Source organism: Bacillus sp. FSL R9-9410, assembly GCF_038050385.1.
GTDB classification, from domain to species: Bacteria; Bacillota; Bacilli; order Bacillales; family Bacillaceae_G; genus Bacillus_A; species Bacillus_A cereus_U.
This window is the reverse complement of record NZ_JBBOTV010000001.1, coordinates 413,728-437,776: the sequence shown is the minus strand read 5'-3', so window position 1 is coordinate 437,776 and position 24,049 is coordinate 413,728. Positions and strand designations below refer to the sequence as shown.

Sequence of the window (24,049 nt, the reverse complement as noted above, 5' to 3'; positions counted from 1 at the left end):
CTTAAATCATGTTTAGGTAATCATTACGTTTCTCTTGAAGTACCACATATGCATTTAAAAGAGCTGCGGTTCCGTCAATCCTTCTACGTTGATTATTTGTTTTGTTCGGCTGTATATTAAGGTTTTTATCAACGTCAATAGCTGTGTTTGATAAACACCATTTATCAATAGGATTATTATTATAATTTACTAAGTTTGATTCTAAATCTGCTCCTAATAGTTTCATAGGGCTAGAAAGTGTTTGTTTACCTTGGGCAACTGGAATCATTGCTTCTTTACCAAAGTAGCCTTCCATTTCCTCTACCCAATATTTTGCGGACCATCTATCATAACCGATCCACGGAATATAAATACCGTATTCATCACGTATTTCTAAAAACCATTCAGTCACAAATTTATAATGTACTGAGTTGCCTGGTGTCGTTCTTAATAATCCTTGTTCTTCCCATAAATTATAGGGGATTTTATCCTCTTTACTTCTTTGTTCAAGTAAATCCTCCGGGAGCCAATACATCTGTTTAACATAGATATGCGGATCATTTGGAAGCATAAAAATAACCTTCGCTGCGGTTAAATCGGTTGTTGAAGATAAATCGCAACCACCAATCCCATAAGAAGGCTTTAATTTTACTATATCAAAGATAGCTTTATTATTTAATTGTTCAAATGTTAACCAAGCTTCTGTACTTGTTTCACGAATATTAAAATCTTTTGTTAATAAGTTTTTAACTAATAACGAATTTGCTTTTGCTTTATTTACTTTTGTTTCAAGTTGATCCGTTTTTTTTATCGTACCTAAACCAGGATTAGCTTTTGCCCATTTGGCATTATCAGTCCATTCATCTCTTTTATCCAATTCATATATAATCGGCAAGAAACGATCATCTTTATAACCATCTGGATCATCCAAACCATTTAAAAGCATCTCCGCTTCTTCATATTTCATATCATAAACAGATTCACGAATGGTTCCAGCTGTTGTAATCATAAATATCATTGGTTGTTCCCTTGAGGAAGTACCATCCACTATAACGTCATATAGATTCTTATCTTTCCAAGCATGTATTTCGTCCATCATTGCTCCATGAACATTAAGACCATCAAGTGTTTCCGAATCACTTCCCAATGGTTTAAACGTACTATCATTAAAATCTGCGTTCAACTCACGAACAAGCGGTTTAATTCGCTTTAATAATACAGGTGATTTCTTAACCATCCTTTTTGCATCTAACCAAACTAATTTCGCTTGGTCTAATTTAGTAGCAACCGCATATATCTCGGCACCAGGTTCTCCGTCAGCCACTTGTAAATACAATCCAATTCCAGAAGCAATTGTTGATTTCCCATTTTTACGAGCTACTATTAAAAGTATTTCTCTGTGCTTTCTTGTACCGTCAATTTTATGTACAAATCCAAACGAAGCTGCTAAAAATGCTTTTTGCCAAATCTCTAATTCAATGGGCTTACCGCCCCATTTACCTTTTGAGTGTTTGCAAAAATTCTCAATAAATTCTATTACATGATTCGCTTTCTTAGCATCATACTCAAATACAGAAGAAGTATCATACACATCGTCAACAAGCTTCTTATAAATTCGCCTAACTTTATTAGATACAATTACTTCTCCAGATTCGATTTGATTGTAATACTCAATGATTGGATTATAAGTTAACGGGTACTGCTTTCTTACTCGTTTACTCATTTATCAGCCACGAATTCATCAAATCCATCGTCCTCTTCTTTAGGTTGCTCTTTTGGTAACAAATCAGTTAATTGCTTCATGACCTGGACGTGGTTTTTTATCATAGTATTGTATACTTCTACTGCTGAGGATTTCTTAATACCAAATTGATTTGCTCCATTTTGGTATTGCTCCGTAACCCCATTCTTATTTATTTCTTCTTGTAAATCTTCTAAAGTGACAGCCATAAAAGCAGCATTTTTTATGAGTGAAGAAATAGCTCTTTTCTTCTTTGGATCTAAATTCTTCAATAAACTGTTTAATCGTGTCATCTCTCTCTTAATTCGTTTTTCTTTTTCTATATCTAGATTATCACTCATAAAATTCCACTCCTTTCATGACCACACCCCCTATAGAAATGACCCGTGTGTTACGTGAAGCTCCCCTATCGGTCCCCTTAGGGGTCTTTGATTTATTTTTGAAAGGGGGGGCTTGGTTCTTTTTGCTCCTGATTCTTTTCTGCTGATAAATTATCAATTAGTTTATTAATTATATTTATATGAGCTTCTTTTTCTTCCTCTGGTTCTGTATCTTCTTGTAGCTCTTCAAATACTTTAAGTACGTCCGTTATTTTTTCTTTACTTACATGTCCATCTAGTTCCTTATTATCAATAGCATTAAAGATTATACTAAGAGCAATAGCTTTCTCTACCTTCGTTAAAGCTACACCTTCATACTGTCCTTCTGTACACGACTCTTGTTTAACTTCTTTAATAGACTGTACTAGGTTAGCATTGTATACATTAAGATTAGTTGCTATTGGAACTACTGCATTGCTCTCACTAAATAGAAATACTTTCCCGTTAACAACCTCTGACTTACCATCCTTTAAAGTAACTTCATAACTACGTAATGTCATTCCTAATCCCTCCTAATTAAATCCCCATTATCATCAAACATTACACCTTCAACAACTGGACTGTTCTTCTCATGATGCTCACGGTTGTGACAGTCTTGACACAATAGCTCTAGGTTACTAAAGCTCAACGTAATCTCTGGATCATTAATATTCTCTGGTGTTATGTAATTCTTATGGTGAACAATCTTACCTGGTCGCACTGTGCATCTCTCACACAAACCGTGTCTTAAATTAAAATAGGAATTTCTACACTTCTTCCATGCTGTAGATTTGTAAAACTTCTTTGCGTATTCCTTTGCCATTCATTCCCCTCGCAATCTAACAATAACTACTATGAGTTACAGTGCCTACACCTTTAATTGTCCCACCACTCTGTTTACTGTTATTTCTCACAGTGTGATGACCTTTACTAATTCTTTTATCACGACGTGTAATATCAAGACACTTCTCGCAGTAGAAAGTAGCAGAGACTCCCTTGATGAATTGTTTATCATCTGAATAAAAAGTAGTAGTCTCACTATCTAGCACTTGATACTTATGCTCACACATTACTCTCACCCTTTATCATTCTTCATCTATATACTCACGAGCTTCAGAATCCCAAACCTCACAATTGTCGATGTGTTCTTTTTCTTCTTCATACCACTTAATCGCTTCTTCTCTAGAATCAGTAGTTATATGAATGTCAGCAAATCCACCGCAAGGATAATATTGATCGAACCCAAAACACCAATATCTATGGTTTAAATCAATTTCATCCATCCTTCATCCTCCTCCAAAATAAAAGGCACCCGAATGGATGCCTTGTTCTCAATTATTAATTTGTACTTTGATTACGGTAAATGAAGTTTTATTCTTCTTTCAACTAACAACCACGACAGACACTCTTGGTCCGCTTATCAGGCTCCCTCATTCTGTCTACCTAGGATGTTGTTAGCTCAAAGAAGAGCAAAAGCCCTTCTCCGTTTACACAACGTAAATTGCAATTGAATGTGAAATCAAGAAACAACTGTTCATCCAATCTGCAACCATCGCCACCGGTAATGACGATCCATTTTCGATTATCTGGAATCTTGTGAGTAATGTTTTCCGCCACTACTCACAATATAAATATAACACGATAATTCCAAAACAACCGGCACATTTACTGCCAAAAAGCGGTCACGACTCTGCCACACTTTTCTTAATTATTTTATTTCCATTCATTATGAGCAATTTTATTAATTTCATCCATATAATCAATTAAATCATCCATATACCTTTGCTCATCATAGATAAAAATTTTATTTTCCTTTTCCGTTTCTACTATTACTTTAATCTCTTTTGTTACTAAATTCAGTCCTGCTTTAATCTTTCCAAAACAGATTTGTTCCTTGGATAAGTTATCAGCTTTATTCATTAAGTTGTTATATTGAGGATTTTTCATAAGTTCTAATGTATTGTCATTATTTCTTAATTGTTCATTTATTTCCTCAAATAGTAGATGCAATTCTTTTTCATTATTTTTAATTGTTAACAAATCATATTCTTTATATGTCGATGTTTCTTTCACTTTATTTACAATGAAACTCCTAGCGTTTTTGAAAATCGCTTCCATTGCATTAAATCTTTCTTGATTTGAAATATTCATTTTAATCACTCCCATATTTTAATATTCTCATATCTATTTTATCACAATGGAAAGAATATTCCCTCAATCACCCTCTTCACTTACCCATATCTTATATTCTGTGTAACTGACCCCTTCGCGAAATCCATTGCCATCATTGAATTCATAAGACTTTCTCTTTTGAGTTACACAGTACAAAATTTATGAGTAACTGTATGAATTAAAAAGAAAAAACAATGCTTAGATTTTAAATCTACTCATTGCTTTATCCATTGCATCTTGATTTACACCTATATAACGTAACGTGACCTTCTCTGACGAGTGATTGAATATCTCCATAAGTAATGCTATGTTTTTGGTTTGCATGTACATGTGATACCCGTACGTCTTTCTCAAAGTATGCGTCCCTATCTCATCTAATCCAAACTCTGCTGCGGCTCCACTTAATATCTTGTATGCCATACTGCGGCCAATTGGACGATTCTTCCCCTGTCTACTTTTCAATAGATACTCATCATCTTCTCTATTTTCATTGAACCATCGAAGTTCTCTCTTTAGTGCTGCTGTAATCTGTATACGCTTCTGCTTACCTGTCTTCATTTCACGCATTGAGATGTGACTACCTTTTAAATCTCCAACTTTTAGTTTTAAAATATCACTTATACGTAAACCTGTATTAATTCCCATTACAAACAAAATATAATTACGTTCACTCTTTTCCTTTAGATGTTCCTTAATTTGTTGTATTTGCTCTGGATCACGTATTGGCTGAACAAAATTCATTATTCATTACCTCCAGTCTCTTCCGTCTCGTAAACTTCTAATCCAAGTGCAAAAGCGAGTTTATAAAACGCTTTAGATTTCCAACGTCGATAAGTACGCTCTGACATTCCAATTTCGTTATAAACCATGTAATCACATACATCCTCTTCTTCTAAATAACGTTTACAAATAATATCCCTTTGGATACTTCCTGCACGTCCGTTTCCTAATCGGTTTAGAAATTGATGAATACGTGTTGACATTATTCCAAGCCACTCTTCTCGTTTACTTTGTTGAATATTCGCTATAGCAACATCTTCTAACGGTTTACCAACTGCATGTGTAGGACCATGCTCACGCATTTCATAAGAAGGAGTGACTTTCATTTCTTTACGCATCACCCCAAATTGTCTATATATACGTACGCTTTCCAACACACCTTCTAATTCTTCTTGTGTTGCCGTTCTATCGATTTTTGGTAAGAAAGATAATTGTTTAGTCATGTAAGACCACTCCTTTTTATTTTTAAATTACTTTTGTCTTAACGCTCCACGTCTACGCTCATAACGTGGTCCACGAATCCCCATTAAATCTTCAATATCACGAGTGCTTAATTTCTCTTTTCGTTTTTTCTTGTTTTTCTTTTTCTCTTGCTCTGATTGCTTTTTCCACTCACGTAATTGATCTCTTAGCACCTTCATTTCCCCATCTCCCTTCACAAAATAAAGAGGACACCATTTCTTAAAACAGCTTTATTGCTGCTCTAAAAATTGATGTCCTCTAGTTTTCTAGCCGGACTATATTCAGTTTCTTTTCACTTTAAAATACCAGCTTGTACAAAAATGTTTCTCCAAGCGCTTTTAACTCTATATTTTTCAAAGGATTTCGCACGTCGAGCAATAGCTTTTCTGGTTTTCTTTTTCTTTAATTTAGACATTTCTCCTAACCTCACTTTCTACTCAAAGGATTATTTTGTTTGGTTTTTTGGCAATTTTGGTGGTTCTGGTGGTTCCTTAAACTCTATAAATTTAATTTCTCTATTAGGAATTAATGCGTTTTGAAACTGAATACATCCGGTTTGCCAATCTGATTTCTGATACATTTGGTTAAAAATTGGTCCAAACTCGTTTTCGAATTCTTCATCAGAAACATACAGCTCTCTCTGGCCGCCATGGACAAAATGTACTATAACTTTCATTTCCCTCTACCTCCCTGAATAAAACTCAATATTACGTCAATACTGTAGACAACCCATTTCTTAACCTGAGCAGTTAGCTTTTGCTAGCTGCTCTTTTATTTAAAACAATGTCATCTGTCCGCTCTTATTTTGCTCTTCCAATTCATTTACTCTCTTCTCAAGCCTTTTTATTTCTTGATTTAACAGATGAATCGTTTTATTGTTGTTATTCCTTTTTTTAAGGCATCTCTCATGAACCACGTTGTCATATTGATCAAGTATCCATTCATCTTCAAATACCAAATCCTCACAAATAGGACATTCAGCTATGATACAACCAGACGCCATATCCATTCCCCCTTGAATAAATTTCTAAAACTTGTCTATGCTATAGATACAATCAATTATTGAACTTCCTAATTTAAGTTTTAAGTGAATAAAATTCTAATTTTTTTCCGATACTATGGAAGAATTTAAAAGGTTGTTTTAAATTCTTCCCACTCTAGCTCTCTTGGTCGAGAGGTGAGCAGTTAGCTTTTGCTAGCTGCTCTTTTAATTAAGCACTTTCTTTCAAAAATGCTGTGCGAACTTCCATGAATTCTATTTCCGAAATAAATTCCATATCTTCATGAACTTTTTCATCGTCATATCTCTGTTCTTCTGCTTCAAAATAGAAATCATTATTCATCTTGTAATACCTACTCAACGCTGGTTTTCCGAAGGCTGAAGATAAGTTGAATTTAAAAATGATCTGTCTTATGTCACGGAATTCAATTCCTATTTCCTTGATGAATTTGTCCCATTCTTTTTTTAACTTCGAACGAACTTTCACTGCACGGAATCCTTGTCTATCTGGTCTTTTTCTAAACTCTGATTCTAACTCTTCAGGGACACTTCTTAAACTTAAATAAGAAGAATGAGACATATTTTCGTTTACTTCACACTTTAAAAACCCTTCCATCTTCCCTTTGTTTTGTTCTAACAATTCTATGTCTGCTGCATATTCCGAAAATGCCTTATGCAACTCTGTATCTCTCTTAACTTTTAAATATCTAGCCATCTCACATTCCCCTTTTCTACAAAATGAAATTTTTATAATCTTCCTTTAAAGATGTTCTTGATCTCAATATCCGAAAGGTCTTTATGTATCGCAAACACTTCTGGAAAATCACTCAAGCACAGATCAATAATTTCGTTATCTGTCGTTCTAGCATAAAAGTACTTAACATATCCCCTGTAATCATTGTGCATGTAATAACTCTGAATCTCGTAATTGTAGTTGTTAGCTTCCAACACTTCGTACAGCTTGTTTTTCGTCTCATCCATTTCAAACATGGATAATTGCCCTTCGATCTCCACTTGTTCTATCATTTCCCCATTCCCCTTTACGCTTGTTTCTTATTCCAAAATGTGTTTGCTCCTCTATAATTGAAAGGACTCGCTTGATATCCTCTTGATGCTGCTTGCGATGGTGTAAGAACTGGCGTATTAATCGCAACTTCCACATCCCATTTCCATCGTCTAACTCTGCACCAAAGTAAATCCCTTGAAATCCCGTTTCTCTCTGCTCTTTGTACCTGATCTTCAGTGAACACTGTATCTGTCTTGCTCTCTCTAGCGACTTTAACAGCTTCTTTATTATCCATTATCGGCTTCGTTGCCGCTTCATATGGCTCCATTCCTTTTCTTATACGATCTGCAAATGTTCTATAGCAAATCCCATGTTCCTCAGCGACACGTTTATATTTCCTCCATCCTGTCCCCTTTGTGATTTGCTTAGTAATCGCTTTTTCCTTTGGCCAGCCACGTCCGTAGACGCGCTGACGCAAAGTTTCATTACTGATGCCGTTCTCTTCTGCTCGTTCGAAATCTTCTGGAGTAATGTAGTAATCGTTCATTTCTCATTCCCCATTTCTTAATAAAATTCAAATTTGGTCTTACTTCACATCAACACGTTTTTGACTTGCTTCCCTGCTAAACCCATCCGGATACCTTGTTGCCAATTTAGAGATATTCATTTGAGCAATATCTTCTAATGTATATCCCATTTCGTGGGCCATAATGGAGATATAGTACATGATATCCCCTAACTCTAAAGCCAATTTGTGAGTATTCCCGTTCTCTTCTCCTGGACAATGTGCTGGATCAAATCCATGACCGTGAAAAATAGCTTTTTTTACAATATCAGCAACCTCACCAGCTTCTCCTGTAATCCCTAAGGATGCATTTAATACACGTCCACCAAAATCGTTATTTGTATTCCATGTACGTAATGTTGCTTCCTGATATTGATCTAATTCACAAATTTGATTGATATTCATTACAGCTTGTCCTCCCTTTGATTCACTAACTAATTTAGTTGTTGCATATACACCGTTTTCCATTGCTTTCATTTTGCTTTCCCCTCTCTTTAACAAACTCCTAATCCAATTGGACGGTTTTCAATCATATATTTATCAGCCTGATCTATTACAAGAAGCGCTACTTCTGATTGGTGTCTTCTTAATGCTTTCGCCATTTCTGGTAAACTCATATCTTGTTTCCACATTTCACGAAACCATATAATGTCCCTTTCATCCCAAATGAAGTTAGCTTCTTCTAAAGCGATGTATATTTTCAAACGTGATTCCTTCATCGCTTCATGATTTCTTGCTACGCTCATATGCGAACCCACCTTCTAAAAATGTTTATTTTATCTTTTCAGTAAACTTAGTATCCACGCGATCAACCTTCCCATTAACCCAAACCGCAACTTGTTCACCAAATCCGCTCACCGGTGGATTAACTGCTATAACATTTCCATCCTTAACTACATAGAGCTTATTGCTAGTAACATCAATTTCTATTTTTTTCATATGTCCATCTCCTTTTTACTACCGCATGTACTCGACAACATCAGGTTTAAAGCCACTTCCTAAATAAATTCTTACCGGAATAGCTTCTTTTTTATCCCTTGCTGCCTTACACAATTCTTCAGCTGTCTCCCAATTAAACAATCTATCTAATGAACGTTGAAACCGCCATATTGCTATTGCATATTCCTCAAACGTCTCATATCGTGGATCTGGTTTTGTCTCTCGTGGTAATTCATCCGTACACTTTGCATTCTTTGGAACTTGGACGCGTACATCTGCGTATGTAGTGCGTCCAGTTCCTTTCTTTACATTCGCTTTCATTACATCGAACTGACAAATGTCTGGCTCTACATCGAAAATATTTAATTGCTTAGGCATGTGCTATCTCACTCTTTTCAAGAAGGTTAAGTAACTCACTTGCCCCTTCCTTACTCAAAAACATTCGACCACCAAGCAATTCCATGTTTGATTCGGAAACTTCACCCGTTACAAAGCATGACTTTTCATGTTTTCTTAAAACGATGTTTTCCCCATCAACATGAAAGTCTAGTGCCGTTCCTTCAGCAATCCCCAAAGTTCTGCGTAACTCTACCGGAATTACTACACGCCCTAGCTCGTCCACTTTTCTTGCAACACCTGTGTTTTTCATACCTTGCTCCCCCTTGTTAACTAGCTTTTTGCTGTTTCTGTTTTAATGATTGTTTCATTGATTCAAATTTTATTAACCATGCTTCCCAACGCTTATCATTTTCCTCTTGTTGTTGCTTTGCCACTTCACAATTACAACCGTTCGTTTCAATTACACCTGGATAAGTTTCTTTACGAATAATTCCTGTATCATGACATAATGCACACATGCTTATTCCCCCTTTTTAAAATTTCGCAATCTATAATTATCCCCATGCATTTCTAACATTTCGGCATTTTCCATCATCCGACTAAAATCACGTTCTCCATACATTCCTGCCAATTCACCAATGTTAAAGTTGGTAGTAAATAAAGTACTTTTACCTATACGGCTATCTACAATTTCGTTTGTCTTCGTTTGCTTCCAAGTGACACCTTCTTTATCTTTCTCCGTGAATTCTGCTCCAAAGTCATCGATAATCAAGACATCAACTTTTGCTAGAAGGGACATAAGCTTGTCCTCTGTCATTTCACTGTTTTTATTCCAAGTTGATTTGATTTTAGTAAATAGCTTATTCATTTGAATAAACATTGCACTGTGACCCTTTTTCATAAGTTCTTTAGTGGCTGCCACACACAAATGACTTTTTCCTACTCCGTAATCACCTGTAATAATCATGCTTGTCGGTTCTTCTTTATTGAATGAAGTAACAAAATTCATAATCATTTCTTTCGCATCAGCCAATTCCTTTTTAGGTGGTGCATAATTTTCAAATGTGGCTTTTTTGAGTTTGTCATTTATTAAACTGTTATCAGCAAATGAATCATATAAATGAATGATTTCATTTTTCTTTTTTATAGCTAGTGTCTCTATAGCTAATTTCTGATCTTCTTTTTCTACCGATCTACATTGAGGACAAAATTCCTCATTTGTTTCTATATCTATCAACATGCGTTTACTGCAAACGTCTTTAAATTTTTCTTTCCCTACTAAAAAGACATTCGTGCATCTATTAGGAGACAATACATATCTTTGACTAGCGTTTCTTGAAGTCGTATTTTTCGATGAAGCTACTATCTTTTTGATTGCTTGCATTAGTTGGTCCTCCTTTAAATGTTCCTTTTCGTTGTACAGGTTTTTCATTTAAATAACTTTCAAATTTAGTTCCAAATAATGTGATAGGTCTCAAATAGCCGCTCATTTCTGTATTATCAATCCATTGTGAAGTTTTAATATTAATTACCTGTTGGAAATGAGTTAATCCGAACCCTTCTTTCCATCTTGCTTTGATTAGATCCTGTGTTTTTTTAGATGTATGTTTATAATTGGTTTTTGCTTTCATATTGAGATAATCAACAATCTCTTGATATGGAATAGATTGAACATTGTCCTGAGGTTTTTCAGGACTATGTTCTTTTTTTATATCTTTATCTATATCTTTATCTAAATCTTTATCTATGTCCGTTACTACATCGTTACATGTAACGTTACAATTCAGTACTTCTTGTTTTTTTCTTTCACGATGTGCTGCTACGCGTTTTCGAGTATCATCCTTCATCTTTTCTAATCGATCTAGACTTTGATGTTTTCCCCAGTTAGTCACATTGATATAGTGATTCTCGTCAATACTAATCATTCCAAACTTCTGGAATATACTTAATGCCATACGAACTGTATTTAGAGGTCTATTAAAAAGTGTTGCTAACATATCTTCCGTATATGGGATATTCTCATTCAAAAAAATGTACCCACTTGCATTTGTTTTCCCTGCTTGAGCCAACATCTTAATCCAAATAATTAATAATGTATCAGCTTCAGGCATGCTCTCAATCAGACGGATTTTTTCATCCTCGAACATCGTTACGGAAAGTTTAATCCATTTCACCTTTACTTCAGACATAGTCTTTACCTCCTTATGCAAACCGCTATGTGCGCTACTCCGCTTTCAATAATTTCTTGAATCTCATAATTTGGGTAACCAGCACTAAAGTATTGTTCAATCATCAGATTTAATTCCTCTTCATTATTTGTTTGTTCCCAAAACTTTTGAGGTAACAGTACTTGATAAGTCACTAGGTTTATCTGCATGTACTATTTGCTCGCTTTCCGTGATATACTAATAACAAGTGTTTTTTCTAAAGGGACCCACTGTCATGGGTCTTTTTCTTTTGTTCTACATCACTCCAAGCCCATTTTTTAATTGGCTCATATGTGATGTGAAACAACCACGCACTCAAAACTATTATCATTGTAAAGATTGATAATGAAATTGGATCTTCCATCATGCTGTTGCACTCCTCTCCACCCAATTAAAGAACGCTTCTTTTTGTTCACACAAAATTAACGTCTACTTTAACTTGAATGTTTACTGGAATTTCTTTAGTAATACGAATAGAACCAGGGCTTTCTCCATTCTCAATTAATTGTGTTACTTGTTCTTTTACTCCATCCTTTGTTTCAAATTCATAAACCTTAGCAGTACCAAACCCACTATGATGAATGACTAAATACTTTTGTTCTTGCATACTACTTCCTCCTATTGAACTTCCGCCATGTTTATTTGTGAGTTTGCAAAAGTAATTTCTTCACTTAATACCATTGGCAATTCGTACCTCGCCACTATGTTTTTCGCTACTCCTAAATGACGACGTTTGATAGCTTTATGGCTCTTCACATCAAAATGACGACGTAACTGTCTGTATATATCCTTATAAACCTTACCCCTAACACTTCTGTCTCGATAGGCGTTGGAATTTTTACCTCCAAGTAAAGCAACTCCACAACGTTTTACAGCATTTGAAATCTCATCACATTCAATCGCAAATAATGGTGCGTTTTCTCGCAAGTCTTTCACATCTGTCTTAATGTGCTGGATTTCTTGTTTCTGTCCTTCTAACGCTTCGAATGTTAGTTTTAAAACACTCATTGGATCTGTAGGGATTTGTTGTTGTTCTCTCATGTTGAAATACCCGTCAACAAATTGATCATATAATTCCCATGCTGTATCATCTTCAAGGATTTTTAAGAGTTTTGCGTATCCTCGTTCGGATAGTAGATAAATGTTATTAGATTGATTAAAAGATTGCTTAGTATATCCAAATAATCGACCTAGTGGCTCAAAACCACTAGCCCTAATATCAAGAATGTCCACACCATCTTTAAAACGATTTCGATTATCATTAATGCGGCGATTCACTTCTTTAAATGGTTGCCCATGAATTTCTGCAATTTCTTTTACTAACATCGCTTTCTTACTTTCACCAAATCCGCCCTCAATTCCAGTGAATTGATAACCTGCAATATTTTTTTCACCTAAAATATGTAGTTCGTTTACTACTGTTAATTGATCCATGTTGTTTTCCTCCTATCTATAGATTGGGAATTACTTTAGTTGTATTTGTATAACGATGTACTAAATGTAATTCATTACTTACTTTTTTGAAGATTAACCAATTATCGGGGTTTAAATCGTATGACTTGATATGAATTTTCTCTTTCTTAGTTGTTTTTTTACCATTCTTCACTTAACTTTCCTCCCTTCAAGTACGAACCTGACGTTTCATTTCGCGTCTCAACATATTGCTTACGTACTTGGGATGCTTTCATTATTCTTGTCGCTGCGAATACTCCGTTCATGCAGATTTACCTCCTTTCTTCGATTCTGCTTCTGCTTTACGAGCAGCTAATACACGAGGAACTAAAGTTTCCATAAAGAATTCCAACATTTTTAACTTAGTTTCTTCGCTTGGCGGATTATCTAATATAGATCGCTTCATCCATTTCATCCTTCCGCTACTAAAACTTCATGTTTTATGAAGTTTGTAGGTAAAAAAATTTCTTCGATTTCCGCACCGAAATATTGAGCGACTAAGAACATTTCATTGGCTTTAAATTGAGTAACGCCATGTTCTTTATTTATGTATGTTCTTTTGTCAACGCCCAATAATTCAGCCATATCCTTTTGAGTCACCCTTTTGCTCATACGAAAAGATATTAATTTATCTTGCAACTTTATCCACCTCCTCGCTAACGATTTTCATGATACATGAAAAAAAGACAATATTCAACAATTACTTTCATACTTTATGAAATTTATTGTTTAAAACTTCATGAAATGTGGTATAATGTATTTAGAAAGGTGGTGAAACTTCATGAAACAGGATATTTCTAAGTATGTAGGACAACAGATAAAGCACTATAGGAAGTTAAAGAAAATGACTCAAAAGGAATTAGGTTTACGAATAGGAAAAAAACATAATACAATCTCATCTTATGAAAATGGAACGAATGAACCCGAACAAGATGCGTTATTTGCAATAGCAAATGCATTAGATGTGTCAATCAATGACTTGTTCCCTTCGACAATGGAACCATATACAAGCACTAATGAAACAACATCTATGATAGCGGAATCTCAATATAATTATTTTCCAACATCAATCTCAGCTGGTCTTCCACACTGTGTTGATTCAATCTCAGATAATGAACTTGAAAAGATATCAATGCCAAATTCATTAATGGGTAAATGGGCTGGAAACAAAGATGTATTTGTAACTAGAGTAAATGGGGATTCAATGAATAGAATTATTCCACATTGTTCTTTAATTGTTGTTAAAAAAGTAGAGTTATCGGATCTTAAAAATGGAGATATAGTTGTTTTTAGTAATGGTGGAGACTACTCGGTTAAAAGATTTTTCCATGATAAAGAAAATGAGCGTGTGATATTTAGACCTGACTCATACGATAACAGATTCTTTGATTACACGGTTTCTTATGAAAATGCAAAGAACTTAAAAATACATGGTAAAGTAGTTCTTTACATCGTAGAGTTAGATTAATTAAATCCTTAGCGCTAAGAATTTAATGGACAGCCAGTACAGCTGTCCTCTTTTTTAAAGGAGAGATAAAAAGTGACGGTTGGAATTTATATAAGAGTAAGTACAGAAGAACAAGCAAGAGACGGTTTCTCTATTTCGGCTCAAAGAGAAAAATTAAAAGCATATTGCGTGGCCCAGGATTGGGATAATTTTAAGTTCTATGTGGATGAAGGTGTATCAGCAAAGGATACAAATCGTCCACAATTAGGTATTATGTTGGATCATATTAAACAAAGTTTGATTACTACAGTTCTCGTTTATCGTCTGGATCGTTTAACTCGGTCCGTTATGGACCTATACAAGTTACTTGATGAATTTGACAAATATAATTGTGCTTTTAAGTCAGCGACTGAAGTATACGATACGTCCACCGCGATGGGGAGAATGTTTATAACTATAGTTGCTGCGCTTGCACAATGGGAGAGAGAAAACTTAGGAGAACGCGTACGAATGGGGCAATTAGAAAAAGCTCGACAAGGTGAATATTCAGCGAAGGCTCCATTTGGATTTGATAAAAATGAACATAGCAAACTCATTATACATCCAGAAGAAGGTAAAGTTGTTGTAGATATGGTAAGAAAAGTCGAAGAAGGTTACTCTATAAGACAACTTTCCACACACTTAGACGGCTATATTAAGCCCATAAGAGGTTACAAGTGGCATATACGTACCATATTAGATATTCTTTCTAATCACGCTATGTACGGGGCCATAAGATGGTCTGATGAAATAATAGAAGGAGCTCACCAAGGAATCATTACAAAAGATAGATTTATGAAATTACAAAAGATATTATCAAGTCGACAAAACCTAAAAAAACGACAAACTAGCTCTATTTTTATTTATCAGATGAAATTGATTTGTCCAAACTGCGGTAACCATCTAACTAGCGAACGATCTATGTATTATAGAAAAAAAGATGCTCAGCATGTTGAAAGTAACCAATATCGTTGCCAAGCCTGTGCCTTAAACAAAAAGAAAGCTTTTGCTACTAGTGAAAAAAAAGTAGAAAAGGCCTTCCTAGATTATATTTCTGCGTTACATTTTGAAAAAGTTACACCATTAAAGAAAAAAGATAATGAATCAGAAACTTTAAAAAAACAAATTGCAAAAGTAGAGCGCCAAAGAGAAAAGTTCCAAAAAGCTTGGTCTAATGATTTAATGACAGACGATGAATTTGCTGCACGAATGAAAGAAACAAAACACATACTAGATTCAGTAAAAGAAAACTTACTTCTTTTAAAACCTAATAACAAAGACGTGAACAATGACGTTATAAAAGAGATTGTAAACAATATTAAAAATAACTGGCCCGTTCTACCTTCAGGTGAGAAAAAGCGTTTTATGAGTATGTTTATAGAAAATATCAAAATAGATAAAAAAGAAGGAACTACGGAAGTATTAGACATAGAGTTTTATTAGTATTTATGGTATGTTTACACAAACAAAATGCTCCTGTTGCAAAAAACGCATCTCTTCCATCATATAACTCGCACAATCTTCTGGACTTCGAATACTATATCTATTTTGATATTCTAAACGTATCATTCTTCTACCTAATTCAAAAGCAGCCATAAGCTGCGACGCCTTTGCAATCCCAACACCATGAATGCTCATCATCTCTTCTAACGTTGCATCCTTTAACATTCGTAAGCCGTCAAAATGATGTAGAATATTATCTGATAACGTTAACACCGTTTCTTCTTTAGAACCCGTTCTGAGTAAAACTGCAAGAAGTTCTCGATTCGATAAACTTCCTGCTCCTTCTAACAATAAACGCTCCCGTGGCTGTTCTTCTCTCACAACATCACGAATACCGTTCATCTCTCCACCCCTTTTTTTACGATTTCTCCTAAAGAAAACCCCATGCAATTTTACGCATGGGTTACATCGCTATCAAACTGTTTTAATTCACGGACAAGACGCGCAATTGGCAAGCCAACTACACTGTAGTAGTCCCCTTGAATATGTTGAACAAAAATAGACCCTTTACCTTGAATTCCATAGCTTCCTGCTTTATCAAGTGGTTCCTTCGATGCAACGTATACGTCTATTTCCTCTTCTGTTAATTCCCAAAATGTTACTTCTGTACGTTCATAAAAAGTTACCGTTTTTTCTTTCAATATAATTGCAACACCTGTGTATACTTCGTGTGTTTTCCCCGATAATAATCGTAACATTTCTTTCGCCTCAGCCTCATTAGACGGCTTTCCAAGAATACGTGAATCATATGTAACAATTGTATCTGCACCTAATACAACGTGATCACTATGATTTTCTGCCACAGCAGATGCTTTTTGCAAAGCAAGCGACATAACAATATCAGAAGGTGATAAATATGCACCAATCGTCTCTTCTACTTCACTAACAACGATTTCAAATGGCACATCAGCTAATTCAAGCAGTTCCTTCCTCCTAGGTGATCCTGAAGCTAAAATAATTTTCCTCATATTTTCTCCTTCCCTTCTCGCATGAAGCAGAATAATTCAAATCAATCGTATCAAAGGAATAGTTTCCCCACAAATTCTAGAAATATCATTTTCTCTAAACAAAATAATAGTTCTTTTTAAATACGATTATATTCTGCCCATACAGAAAGCACTTTGCTCTAAATTCAAAAGAAAAGAAAGAAGTATATGTACTTCTTTCTCCTTCATCTTATTATCTTATTATTTTACTTTTTGTGAAACCATTTTTTCGTACGAAAGTAATCCATCAATAATAACTTGATTTAATTTAGCTACAGATTCCTTATCGCCCTTCCCTTCCTTAATCGTTTGCACCGCTATTGACGTATACGTATAAAGCTTCTTCGCATCTTCACGCTTCATACTCTTCGCTTCCTTTTCAATAGCTTTCCACTCTTTTTCAATCGCCTCTATATCTTTTGGATTACTTTTTCCACTAGTTTGTACGCTGGACACATATTTTGTTAAATGAGTATATAATGGCTGCACTTTCGCTAAAAACATTCCTACTTCTTTATCATTTTTGAGCAATGCTTTATCTGTAATATCCCAATTTTTTTTCAAAACTGAAACACCATCTTGCTTATACTGATCTATTAATTGATTAACAGCCTGTTCATCGCTCGTAATACCAACAACTAACGCATACTTATCACCACTCGGTTTCAAAGCAGCCACGCCTCCATTGCCTTTCCACTCTTCAAGAGCGGCCTGTCCCTTTTCTTCGGAAGAATAAATCCCTCCTTGAACAAAAAATAATTTCATCGGGTCTAATGACGTTCCTACCTGCGCTTTTTGTTTTTCCTCTTTTGGTGCCGGTGTTTGCTCTGCCGTTCCACCCACCTTTGATTCTTCATTCCCCGTCTGCTTCGAAGCTGTTACTTCGCTTCCCCCTGTCGTCCCTTGTCCATTAAGTAAATGCAGCATTCCCATTCCAAACGCCGTACCAATAACAATTGCAGTTGCAACGATTGCAATTATTGTATTACTCCACTTCTTTCGTTTTTTTTCCTTAGACACTAATTTCGCTTTTTGAAACGGAACAACGTTTTTTAGTCTTTCACTTTCTACTACCATCCAGTCAAACTCATCCTTCTTTTTTTCCTCATACTTCGCTTCTGTTCCATTTACTTTCACTGAGATCGTTCGTGATTGCTTGTCCATACACTCACACCTCACCTCTTATCGTTGTCCGCATCATATCATATTCACTTCGCAAAAAAACGAGATATTTGTCAGAGAAATTCGCCAAATAACCCTATATATTTATCTTATATGTATGCATTTGACTTCATTTGTAGAACAAAAAACTAGATAGCAAAGACTATCTAGTTTTTCTCGCGAATATATTTTCGAACTTCAGAAATGAAATAAAGAGAACCTGTTATGATAAAGACATCATTTTCTCCAATCATACCAACTTTTGTATCAATTGCCTCTTTCCAATCTTCAAAAACTAATTTTGACTCTTGTTGTGAATACGATGCAAGCTTGTCAGCAGAAATGGCACGATCAAAGGCAAACGTCGTAAATATTATTTCATCAGCAACTTTTTCTAATTGCCCTACCATGTTATGTAACTGTTTGTCACCAAGAGCAGTAAATAAAACTATTACATTCTTCTTTTTATAATGTGCCTCTACTGTTTTTACAAGACTTTCAATACCTTCTGGATTATGAGCACCATCTATTATAATATCTGGATTACTTTGTAACTTTTCAAATCGACCAATCCAGTAGGCTTCTTGTAAGCCAGCTTTCATTTCCTCTTCATTAATTAAAAATGATAAATATGTTTTTAAATACATGACTGCCATAAGCGCTAGCGCTGCATTGCCTGCTTGATGAATACCTTTCATTGAAATCCGAACATTTTCAAACGAGGCAAATGGACAAGCAAAATCAAAATGTTCCCCATCTTCATTAGAATGTTTATGTAGTGTTGTAAACTGTTTTCCAAATTCATATAAGCTTGCATGATTTTCCTTAGCAACCTTTTGAATTACTTGTAATGCTTCTTCATTTTTCACACCAGTAATAACTGGAACACCAGACTTAATAATTCCTGCCTTTTCATATGCAATTTCTCCTAGTGTATTTCCTAAAATATGCATATGATCGTGACCAATATTCGTAATAATCGTGAGAACCGGATGAATAACATTTGTAGAATCAAATCTTCCCCCAAGCCCCGTTTCAAATAAAACAACATCACAGAAATTAACTTTACCGAAATAACAAATTGCCATTACTGTAATGATTTCAAACTCAGTCGCTTCTCCTAATTCCGTCTCATCTAATTTTTCAATGACTGGCTTTACCATATTTACAAGTTCCGCAATCTCTTCATCTGCAATCGGTATTCCGTTTACACTAATACGTTCATTGAATGTTTCTATGTAAGGCGATGTAAACGTTCCTACTTTATATTTCGCGCCTTCTAACATGTAGCGCATATATGTTAAAGTTGAACCTTTTCCATTTGTGCCGGCAAGATGAACACATTTTATATGACGCTCTGGATTTCCGAGTTCTTCTAACATCCATTGCATTCTTTCTAGTCCTGGTTTTATCCCAAATTTCAATCGGCTATGAATCCAGCTTATTGCTTCTTCGTATGTATGTATCACGTTTGCTATTCCCCTTTCAAAAGACAAACTTCTTGAGACTCCCACGACTAAAGTCGCAAGCCCGAATCCTTACGGATTTACGGGTGGGATTCTTGAATAACTAAGCGTTCGCAGTCCATTTCTGTTTTGAACAGCCTTCAAGATAAGGGCATCTCATTGCCCCTCCTAAACCAGACCATATAGGTGCTTAGGCTGATTGACTGTTACCATCAATCACAGTTGCGTAGCGAATATTCATCGCTCCAACGATATCACGATGTGTCTTAAACCCACATGGACACTTGTATTTTCTATCTCGAGCCTTATTCTTTTCAGCACATTTCGGACAACTTTGACTTGTATAAGCTGGATTCACATATTCAATCTGAATACCAGCTATCGTTGCTTTATAAGCAATAAATTGTGCCAAACGATCGAATGACAGAAATCTGATTAGCAATCGCAAAATCAATGATTTCACGACTTATTTTGTGATCTTTTTCTTGCATCCATCTTTGTTCTTTATCATCAAATCGCCGAATGGCATTCACTTTTTTGTCTTTTCCTAAATTCTTACGAACACTCCGAAACTTACGCTTCCTATATTTGTTTTGCCTACCATTCCCAAAGAAACGAACCTTGTCATCATCTGTGATTGCTACTGCAGGGACCTTGAGACCTAAGTCTACCCCTAAAACTTTCGTTCCTGCTCTTTCATTTGTAGGAAGTGTGACAGATATTTGGGCCATCCACTTACTCGATTTCTTTGTGATACGAAGTGTACCTAACTTATGTTTTAACAAATCCAAATTGCGATTTTTTTTATTGATTAATAAAGCACGGACCTTTAAACGAGTGGACTTTCCATTTACCTTAAACGGGATTGAAATATGAGTGGAGTCAAATGAATAATTTTGATTGTTCCATACACAAACAGGTTTCTTTAGAATCGGAATGATTTTATAATTACTTTTCTTTACTTTTGTAGCAAACAAACTTTTCGCGTCTTTGATTGCTTGATTCTTCACCGCACTGGGGATATTCGCTTCGATATCTTTTGTGCTTTTTTTCGTACTTTTCTTTGCTTCAACCATTTCCGATACAAGCATATTCATGACTTTGATATACTCACGACTACTTTCTTCCAATAAACGACTTTGTTCTTTTGTTGGAATCAATTTCACTTTCACTGTTAGGGTCTGTGACATACGTTTCACCCCTTGTTTTTTGATTTTCAACATATTTTCATTTGCTACATTTTTAGCTGTAGAAACAAAATAAGAACGTGTCCATAAACTTTGCAACGTTCTTCTATAATCATTTACCATAGTTACAATGTATCATTTATTTTCGAAAAATCACAACAAAAAGACCCAATGAAACTACCTATACTTTGTATACTTAAAGTACCACGAACCTTACGATTTTTAGTGGCACTCCGTATCCAACCTCACTTTCATCCCATGCCTAAAGGCGATGGACTTTCTCGTTCGGAAAGGGCTGTAATTCTATTATACGCAAAGAAAAGAGACTCACCAATATAGTGAGTCTCTGAAAACATTTTTACCCCGCTATTTGCCGGGCAGTAAGACTCCCACCTCAAAATTCAGCTAGAGCAAAGAAGTTGGGCGGGAGTCGGGCTCCCGTAAACGCCCGATTGGTGAAGGCTAATAATCAGCGGGGGGGGGGATGAACACCCCCCACTGATTAAAGTTTCACTTTATTTCTCAAGATCAGCTAGACGTTGACGAACCGCTTCGCGTTTTTCTAGGTAATCTTGCTCTTTCGCACGCTCTCCGTCAATAACTTCTGCAGGAGCTTTCGCTACGAATCCTTGGTTTGAAAGTTTCTTCTGTACACGTTCTACTTCTTTACCGAACTTCTCAAGTTCTTTTTCAAGACGCGCTTTCTCTTCATCAAGATTGATAAGATCAGCTAACGGTAAGAATAACTCTGCGCCTGATACGATTGCAGTCATCGCTTTTTCTGGCGCTTGTAAATCAATCTTAATTGTTAGTTCACTTGGGTTACAGAAACGCTCAATGTAAGAGCTGTTTTTCGTAAGCTGAGCTAGTACTACCTCGTCTTTTGCTTTAATTTGCATTTGAACTTTTTTGCTCATTGGTGTATTTACTTCCGCACGGATGTTACGAACAGAGCGAATGATATCAACTAGAAGGTGCATTTCTGCTGCCGCTTCTTTATCTTGTAAATCTTCGCGAACTGTTGGCCATGCTGCTACTGTAATAGACTCGCCTTCATGCGGTAAATGCTGCCAAATTTTCTCTGTTACAAATGGCATGAATGGATGTAATAGACGCATTGTTTGGTCTAATACGTAAGCTAAAATAGAACGAGTTGTTTTCTTAGCTGCTTCATCTTCACCGTATAGTGGAAGTTTTGCCATTTCAATGTACCAGTCACAGAAATCATCCCAAATGAAGTTGTATAATGAACGACCAGCTTCACCGAACTCATATTTATCCATGTTACGTGTTACACTTTCGATTGTTTCGTTTAAGCGAGTTAAAATCCACTTATCTGCAACTGATTTTTCACCAGTTAAATCGATTTCTTCATACTTCATGTCATCCATGTTCATTAATACGAAACGTGATGCGTTCCAAATTTTATTAATGAAGTTCCAAGTAGATTCTACTTTTTCCATGCTGAAACGTAAATCTTGACCTGGTGCACTTCCTGTTGATAAGAAGTAACGCATTGCATCTGCACCGTACTTCTCGATAACATCCATTGGGTCGATACCGTTACCAAGAGATTTACTCATTTTACGTCCTTGCTCATCACGAACTAAACCGTGAATTAATACATCTTTAAATGGACGCTCTCCTGTAAACTCTAAACCTTGGAAAATCATACGAGATACCCAGAAGAAGATAATGTCATAACCAGTTACTAAAGCATCTGTTGAATAGAACTTTTTAAAGTCTGCTGCATCTTCATTCGGCCAGCCAAGTGTTGAGAATGGCCATAGTGCTGAACTAAACCATGTATCAAGTACGTCGTTATCTTGATTCCAGTTTTCAATATCCGCTGGCGCTTCCGTGCCTACGTATACTTCACCAGTTTCTCTATGATACCAAGCTGGAATACGGTGTCCCCACCATAATTGACGAGAAATACACCAGTCATGAATGTTTTCCATCCAGCGTAAGTATGTGTTTTCAAAACGCTCTGGTACGAACGTTACTTTTTCTTCTTCTTTTTGTTGAAGTTCTACTGCTTTTTCAGCAAGTGGAGCCATTTTTACGAACCATTGTGTTGATAAGTAAGGCTCAACAATTGCACCGCTACGCTCACTATGACCTACTGAGTGCATATGAGGCTCAATTTCTACTAATACGCCAGCTTCTTGTAAGTCTTTCACTAACTCTTTACGGCATTCGAAACGATCCATACCGTTGTACTTACCAGCTTTTTCGTTCATCGTTCCATCTTCGTTCATTACTAAAATACGTGGTAAGTCATGACGGTTACCTACTTCAAAGTCATTCGGGTCATGAGCTGGTGTAATTTTTACAACGCCTGTTCCGAAGTCTTTTTCTACGTATTCATCAGCAATAATCGGAATCTCACGGCCTACGATTGGAAGTGTAACTGTTTTTCCGATTAAATGTTTGTAACGATCATCTTCTGGATGAACTGCTACTGCTGTATCACCAAGCATTGTTTCTGGACGAGTAGTTGCAAGGCGAATGTGCCCAGAACCGTCTGTTAACGGATAGTTCATATGGTAGAATGCACCTTGAACTTCTTTATGAATTACTTCAATATCAGAAAGAGCTGTGCGTGTTGCTGGATCCCAGTTGATGATATACTCACCGCGGTAAATTAAGCCTTTTTCATATAATTGAACGAATACTTTATTAACAGCGTTAGATAAACCTTCGTCTAATGTGAAGCGTTCACGAGAATAGTCTAGTCCTAAACCAACTTTCCCCCATTGTTGACGAATGTGAGAAGCGTATTCTTCTTTCCATTCCCAAGCTTTTTCAAGGAATTTCTCACGGCCAAGATCGTAACGTGAAATACCTTCTTCACGAAGTTTCCCTTCTACTTTCGCTTGCGTTGCGATACCAGCATGGTCCATTCCTGGAAGCCATAATACATCATAACCTTGCATACGCTTTGTACGAGTTAAAATATCTTGAAGTGTCGTATCCCAAGCATGACCTAAGTGTAACTTACCAGTTACGTTCGGAGGTGGAATTACAATTGTATATGGTTGTTTCTTCTCATCTCCTGTTGCTTCGAAATATTTGCCTTCAAGCCACCACTTGTAAAGGCCTTCTTCAACGGACATATGATCATATTTAGTTGGTAAATTTTTTTCCGTGTTTGACATTATTTTCCCTCCTTAAAATAAAAAATGCCCCTCATCCAAAAAAGGACGAGGGACATCGCGGTACCACCTTTATTTACAAACAAATTCAGAATTTGCTT

39 protein-coding genes, 1 pseudogene and 1 other annotated feature (1 of these 41 cut by a window edge) are annotated in these 24,049 nt (G+C 35.8%); of the genes and pseudogenes, 2 read left to right on the top strand and 38 right to left on the bottom strand.

The window, feature by feature from the left end:
• Position 1: 1 nt before the first annotated feature.
• The 32 genes from MKX77_RS02440 to MKX77_RS02290 all read right to left on the bottom strand — a co-directional run bounded on the left by MKX77_RS02440 (position 2) and on the right by MKX77_RS02290 (position 13,640).
• The gene (locus tag MKX77_RS02440) at positions 2 to 1,702 is read right to left on the bottom strand and encodes a terminase large subunit (protein ID WP_341305734.1); all 1,701 of its coding nucleotides are present in this window, start codon (positions 1,700 to 1,702) and stop codon (positions 2 to 4) included.
• On the bottom strand, positions 1,699 to 2,061 hold the full coding sequence (locus MKX77_RS02435; RefSeq protein WP_078176353.1) for a hypothetical protein: 363 nt from the start codon (positions 2,059 to 2,061) through the stop codon (positions 1,699 to 1,701). Before MKX77_RS02435 ends, MKX77_RS02440 begins: the two co-directional genes overlap by 4 nt.
• Positions 2,062 to 2,153: 92 nt before the next feature.
• Positions 2,154 to 2,600 (bottom strand): hypothetical protein, encoded by a 447-nt coding sequence (locus tag MKX77_RS02430; RefSeq protein ID WP_341305733.1) that lies wholly within the window; start codon positions 2,598 to 2,600, stop codon positions 2,154 to 2,156.
• A 2-nt stretch (positions 2,601 to 2,602) separates the two neighbouring features.
• A complete protein-coding gene (locus tag MKX77_RS02425; RefSeq protein ID WP_341305732.1) occupies positions 2,603 to 2,902 on the bottom strand; it encodes an HNH endonuclease in 300 nt (99 codons plus the stop codon).
• 16 nt (positions 2,903 to 2,918) lie between these two features.
• Positions 2,919 to 3,149 (bottom strand): hypothetical protein, encoded by a 231-nt coding sequence (locus MKX77_RS02420; protein ID WP_341307993.1) that lies wholly within the window; start codon positions 3,147 to 3,149, stop codon positions 2,919 to 2,921.
• A 15-nt stretch (positions 3,150 to 3,164) separates the two neighbouring features.
• Positions 3,165 to 3,362: a hypothetical protein gene (locus MKX77_RS02415; RefSeq protein ID WP_341305731.1), complete on the bottom strand. Its 198-nt coding sequence runs from the start codon at positions 3,360 to 3,362 to the stop codon at positions 3,165 to 3,167.
• Positions 3,363 to 3,792: 430 nt separating this feature from the next.
• Complete coding sequence (locus MKX77_RS02410; RefSeq protein ID WP_341305730.1) at positions 3,793 to 4,245, bottom strand: hypothetical protein; 453 nt, start codon at positions 4,243 to 4,245, stop codon at positions 3,793 to 3,795.
• Between the two features lie 204 nt (positions 4,246 to 4,449).
• Positions 4,450 to 4,992: a site-specific integrase gene (locus tag MKX77_RS02405; protein WP_264539679.1), complete on the bottom strand. Its 543-nt coding sequence runs from the start codon at positions 4,990 to 4,992 to the stop codon at positions 4,450 to 4,452.
• The gene (locus MKX77_RS02400; RefSeq protein ID WP_002138058.1) at positions 4,992 to 5,474 is read right to left on the bottom strand and encodes an ArpU family phage packaging/lysis transcriptional regulator; all 483 of its coding nucleotides are present in this window, start codon (positions 5,472 to 5,474) and stop codon (positions 4,992 to 4,994) included. The genes MKX77_RS02405 and MKX77_RS02400 overlap by 1 nt, the downstream gene beginning before the upstream one ends.
• Positions 5,475 to 5,501: 27 nt before the next feature.
• Positions 5,502 to 5,672 carry a hypothetical protein gene (locus tag MKX77_RS02395; protein ID WP_002138059.1) on the bottom strand — a complete coding sequence of 57 codons (171 nt, stop codon included), beginning with the start codon at positions 5,670 to 5,672 and terminating at the stop codon, positions 5,502 to 5,504.
• A gap of 113 nt (positions 5,673 to 5,785) precedes the next feature.
• Positions 5,786 to 5,908, bottom strand: a complete 123-nt coding sequence (locus MKX77_RS02390) for a DUF3983 domain-containing protein (RefSeq protein ID WP_002138060.1) — start codon at positions 5,906 to 5,908, stop codon at positions 5,786 to 5,788.
• Positions 5,909 to 5,938: 30 nt separating this feature from the next.
• Positions 5,939 to 6,169: a hypothetical protein gene (locus tag MKX77_RS02385; RefSeq protein ID WP_341074584.1), complete on the bottom strand. Its 231-nt coding sequence runs from the start codon at positions 6,167 to 6,169 to the stop codon at positions 5,939 to 5,941.
• Between the two features lie 99 nt (positions 6,170 to 6,268).
• Complete coding sequence (locus MKX77_RS02380) at positions 6,269 to 6,496, bottom strand: hypothetical protein (protein ID WP_341305729.1); 228 nt, start codon at positions 6,494 to 6,496, stop codon at positions 6,269 to 6,271.
• Between the two features lie 208 nt (positions 6,497 to 6,704).
• Positions 6,705 to 7,208, bottom strand: a complete 504-nt coding sequence (locus MKX77_RS02375) for a hypothetical protein (protein WP_341305728.1) — start codon at positions 7,206 to 7,208, stop codon at positions 6,705 to 6,707.
• Positions 7,209 to 7,240: 32 nt separating this feature from the next.
• Positions 7,241 to 7,519, bottom strand: a complete 279-nt coding sequence (locus MKX77_RS02370) for a hypothetical protein (RefSeq protein WP_341305727.1) — start codon at positions 7,517 to 7,519, stop codon at positions 7,241 to 7,243.
• A gap of 14 nt (positions 7,520 to 7,533) precedes the next feature.
• Positions 7,534 to 8,046 (bottom strand): hypothetical protein, encoded by a 513-nt coding sequence (locus MKX77_RS02365; protein ID WP_341305726.1) that lies wholly within the window; start codon positions 8,044 to 8,046, stop codon positions 7,534 to 7,536.
• A gap of 39 nt (positions 8,047 to 8,085) precedes the next feature.
• Positions 8,086 to 8,541 carry a nucleoside triphosphate pyrophosphohydrolase family protein gene (locus MKX77_RS02360; protein ID WP_341305725.1) on the bottom strand — a complete coding sequence of 152 codons (456 nt, stop codon included), beginning with the start codon at positions 8,539 to 8,541 and terminating at the stop codon, positions 8,086 to 8,088.
• 17 nt (positions 8,542 to 8,558) lie between these two features.
• A complete protein-coding gene (locus tag MKX77_RS02355; protein WP_341305724.1) occupies positions 8,559 to 8,810 on the bottom strand; it encodes a helix-turn-helix domain containing protein in 252 nt (83 codons plus the stop codon).
• A 25-nt stretch (positions 8,811 to 8,835) separates the two neighbouring features.
• Positions 8,836 to 9,003 carry a DUF3954 domain-containing protein gene (locus MKX77_RS02350; RefSeq protein ID WP_002192984.1) on the bottom strand — a complete coding sequence of 56 codons (168 nt, stop codon included), beginning with the start codon at positions 9,001 to 9,003 and terminating at the stop codon, positions 8,836 to 8,838.
• Positions 9,004 to 9,021: 18 nt separating this feature from the next.
• The gene (locus MKX77_RS02345; RefSeq protein WP_341305723.1) at positions 9,022 to 9,381 is read right to left on the bottom strand and encodes a cell division protein SepF; all 360 of its coding nucleotides are present in this window, start codon (positions 9,379 to 9,381) and stop codon (positions 9,022 to 9,024) included.
• A complete protein-coding gene (locus tag MKX77_RS02340) occupies positions 9,374 to 9,652 on the bottom strand; it encodes an AbrB/MazE/SpoVT family DNA-binding domain-containing protein (protein WP_341305722.1) in 279 nt (92 codons plus the stop codon). The genes MKX77_RS02345 and MKX77_RS02340 overlap by 8 nt, the downstream gene beginning before the upstream one ends.
• 16 nt (positions 9,653 to 9,668) lie before the next feature.
• Positions 9,669 to 9,860, bottom strand: coding sequence for a hypothetical protein (locus MKX77_RS02335; RefSeq protein ID WP_341305721.1), 192 nt, complete (start codon positions 9,858 to 9,860; stop codon positions 9,669 to 9,671).
• Positions 9,861 to 9,862: 2 nt separating this feature from the next.
• Complete coding sequence (locus MKX77_RS02330; RefSeq protein ID WP_341305720.1) at positions 9,863 to 10,726, bottom strand: ATP-binding protein; 864 nt, start codon at positions 10,724 to 10,726, stop codon at positions 9,863 to 9,865.
• The gene (locus tag MKX77_RS02325; protein ID WP_341305719.1) at positions 10,668 to 11,531 is read right to left on the bottom strand and encodes a phage replisome organizer N-terminal domain-containing protein; all 864 of its coding nucleotides are present in this window, start codon (positions 11,529 to 11,531) and stop codon (positions 10,668 to 10,670) included. The genes MKX77_RS02330 and MKX77_RS02325 overlap by 59 nt, the downstream gene beginning before the upstream one ends.
• Positions 11,532 to 11,536: 5 nt before the next feature.
• A complete protein-coding gene (locus tag MKX77_RS02320; RefSeq protein ID WP_341305718.1) occupies positions 11,537 to 11,719 on the bottom strand; it encodes a hypothetical protein in 183 nt (60 codons plus the stop codon).
• Between the two features lie 47 nt (positions 11,720 to 11,766).
• The gene (locus MKX77_RS02315) at positions 11,767 to 11,916 is read right to left on the bottom strand and encodes a hypothetical protein (protein WP_341305717.1); all 150 of its coding nucleotides are present in this window, start codon (positions 11,914 to 11,916) and stop codon (positions 11,767 to 11,769) included.
• 45 nt (positions 11,917 to 11,961) lie between these two features.
• Positions 11,962 to 12,156 carry a hypothetical protein gene (locus tag MKX77_RS02310; RefSeq protein ID WP_341305716.1) on the bottom strand — a complete coding sequence of 65 codons (195 nt, stop codon included), beginning with the start codon at positions 12,154 to 12,156 and terminating at the stop codon, positions 11,962 to 11,964.
• A gap of 11 nt (positions 12,157 to 12,167) precedes the next feature.
• Positions 12,168 to 12,983, bottom strand: coding sequence for an ORF6C domain-containing protein (locus MKX77_RS02305; RefSeq protein WP_341305715.1), 816 nt, complete (start codon positions 12,981 to 12,983; stop codon positions 12,168 to 12,170).
• Between the two features lie 16 nt (positions 12,984 to 12,999).
• Entirely contained in the window at positions 13,000 to 13,155 is a 156-nt protein-coding gene (locus MKX77_RS30590; RefSeq protein ID WP_445819099.1) for a DUF6906 family protein, read from the bottom strand.
• Positions 13,142 to 13,267, bottom strand: coding sequence for a hypothetical protein (locus tag MKX77_RS02300; protein ID WP_341305714.1), 126 nt, complete (start codon positions 13,265 to 13,267; stop codon positions 13,142 to 13,144). The genes MKX77_RS30590 and MKX77_RS02300 overlap by 14 nt, the downstream gene beginning before the upstream one ends.
• Positions 13,264 to 13,407: a hypothetical protein gene (locus MKX77_RS02295; protein WP_341305713.1), complete on the bottom strand. Its 144-nt coding sequence runs from the start codon at positions 13,405 to 13,407 to the stop codon at positions 13,264 to 13,266. The genes MKX77_RS02300 and MKX77_RS02295 overlap by 4 nt, the downstream gene beginning before the upstream one ends.
• A 5-nt stretch (positions 13,408 to 13,412) precedes the next feature.
• Positions 13,413 to 13,640 carry a helix-turn-helix transcriptional regulator gene (locus tag MKX77_RS02290; protein ID WP_341305712.1) on the bottom strand — a complete coding sequence of 76 codons (228 nt, stop codon included), beginning with the start codon at positions 13,638 to 13,640 and terminating at the stop codon, positions 13,413 to 13,415.
• Between the two features lie 142 nt (positions 13,641 to 13,782).
• On the opposite strand from MKX77_RS02290, the gene MKX77_RS02285 reads away from it, so the two are divergent.
• The gene (locus MKX77_RS02285) at positions 13,783 to 14,469 is read left to right on the top strand and encodes a helix-turn-helix domain-containing protein (RefSeq protein ID WP_341305711.1); all 687 of its coding nucleotides are present in this window, start codon (positions 13,783 to 13,785) and stop codon (positions 14,467 to 14,469) included.
• Positions 14,470 to 14,541: 72 nt separating this feature from the next.
• Complete coding sequence (locus MKX77_RS02280; RefSeq protein WP_341305710.1) at positions 14,542 to 15,930, top strand: recombinase family protein; 1,389 nt, start codon at positions 14,542 to 14,544, stop codon at positions 15,928 to 15,930.
• A 3-nt stretch (positions 15,931 to 15,933) separates the two neighbouring features.
• Here the strand turns inward: MKX77_RS02280 and MKX77_RS02275 are convergent, their stop codons facing one another.
• The 6 genes and pseudogenes from MKX77_RS02275 to MKX77_RS02250 form a co-directional block, all read right to left on the bottom strand.
• Entirely contained in the window at positions 15,934 to 16,332 is a 399-nt protein-coding gene (locus tag MKX77_RS02275) for a UPF0758 domain-containing protein (protein ID WP_341305709.1), read from the bottom strand.
• A gap of 50 nt (positions 16,333 to 16,382) precedes the next feature.
• Entirely contained in the window at positions 16,383 to 16,958 is a 576-nt protein-coding gene (locus MKX77_RS02270; protein ID WP_002112047.1) for a Maf family protein, read from the bottom strand.
• Positions 16,959 to 17,177: 219 nt separating this feature from the next.
• Entirely contained in the window at positions 17,178 to 18,140 is a 963-nt protein-coding gene (locus tag MKX77_RS02265; protein WP_341305708.1) for a stage II sporulation protein B, read from the bottom strand.
• Between the two features lie 164 nt (positions 18,141 to 18,304).
• Complete coding sequence (locus MKX77_RS02260) at positions 18,305 to 19,606, bottom strand: bifunctional folylpolyglutamate synthase/dihydrofolate synthase (RefSeq protein ID WP_341305707.1); 1,302 nt, start codon at positions 19,604 to 19,606, stop codon at positions 18,305 to 18,307.
• Positions 19,607 to 19,793: 187 nt separating this feature from the next.
• Positions 19,794 to 20,793 (bottom strand): annotated as a pseudogene (locus MKX77_RS02255) (RNA-guided endonuclease InsQ/TnpB family protein).
• Between the two features lie 512 nt (positions 20,794 to 21,305).
• Positions 21,306 to 23,951: a valine--tRNA ligase gene (locus tag MKX77_RS02250; protein WP_341305706.1), complete on the bottom strand. Its 2,646-nt coding sequence runs from the start codon at positions 23,949 to 23,951 to the stop codon at positions 21,306 to 21,308.
• A gap of 38 nt (positions 23,952 to 23,989) precedes the next feature.
• Positions 23,990 to 24,049, bottom strand: a binding site (T-box leader) (it continues 172 nt past the right edge of the window).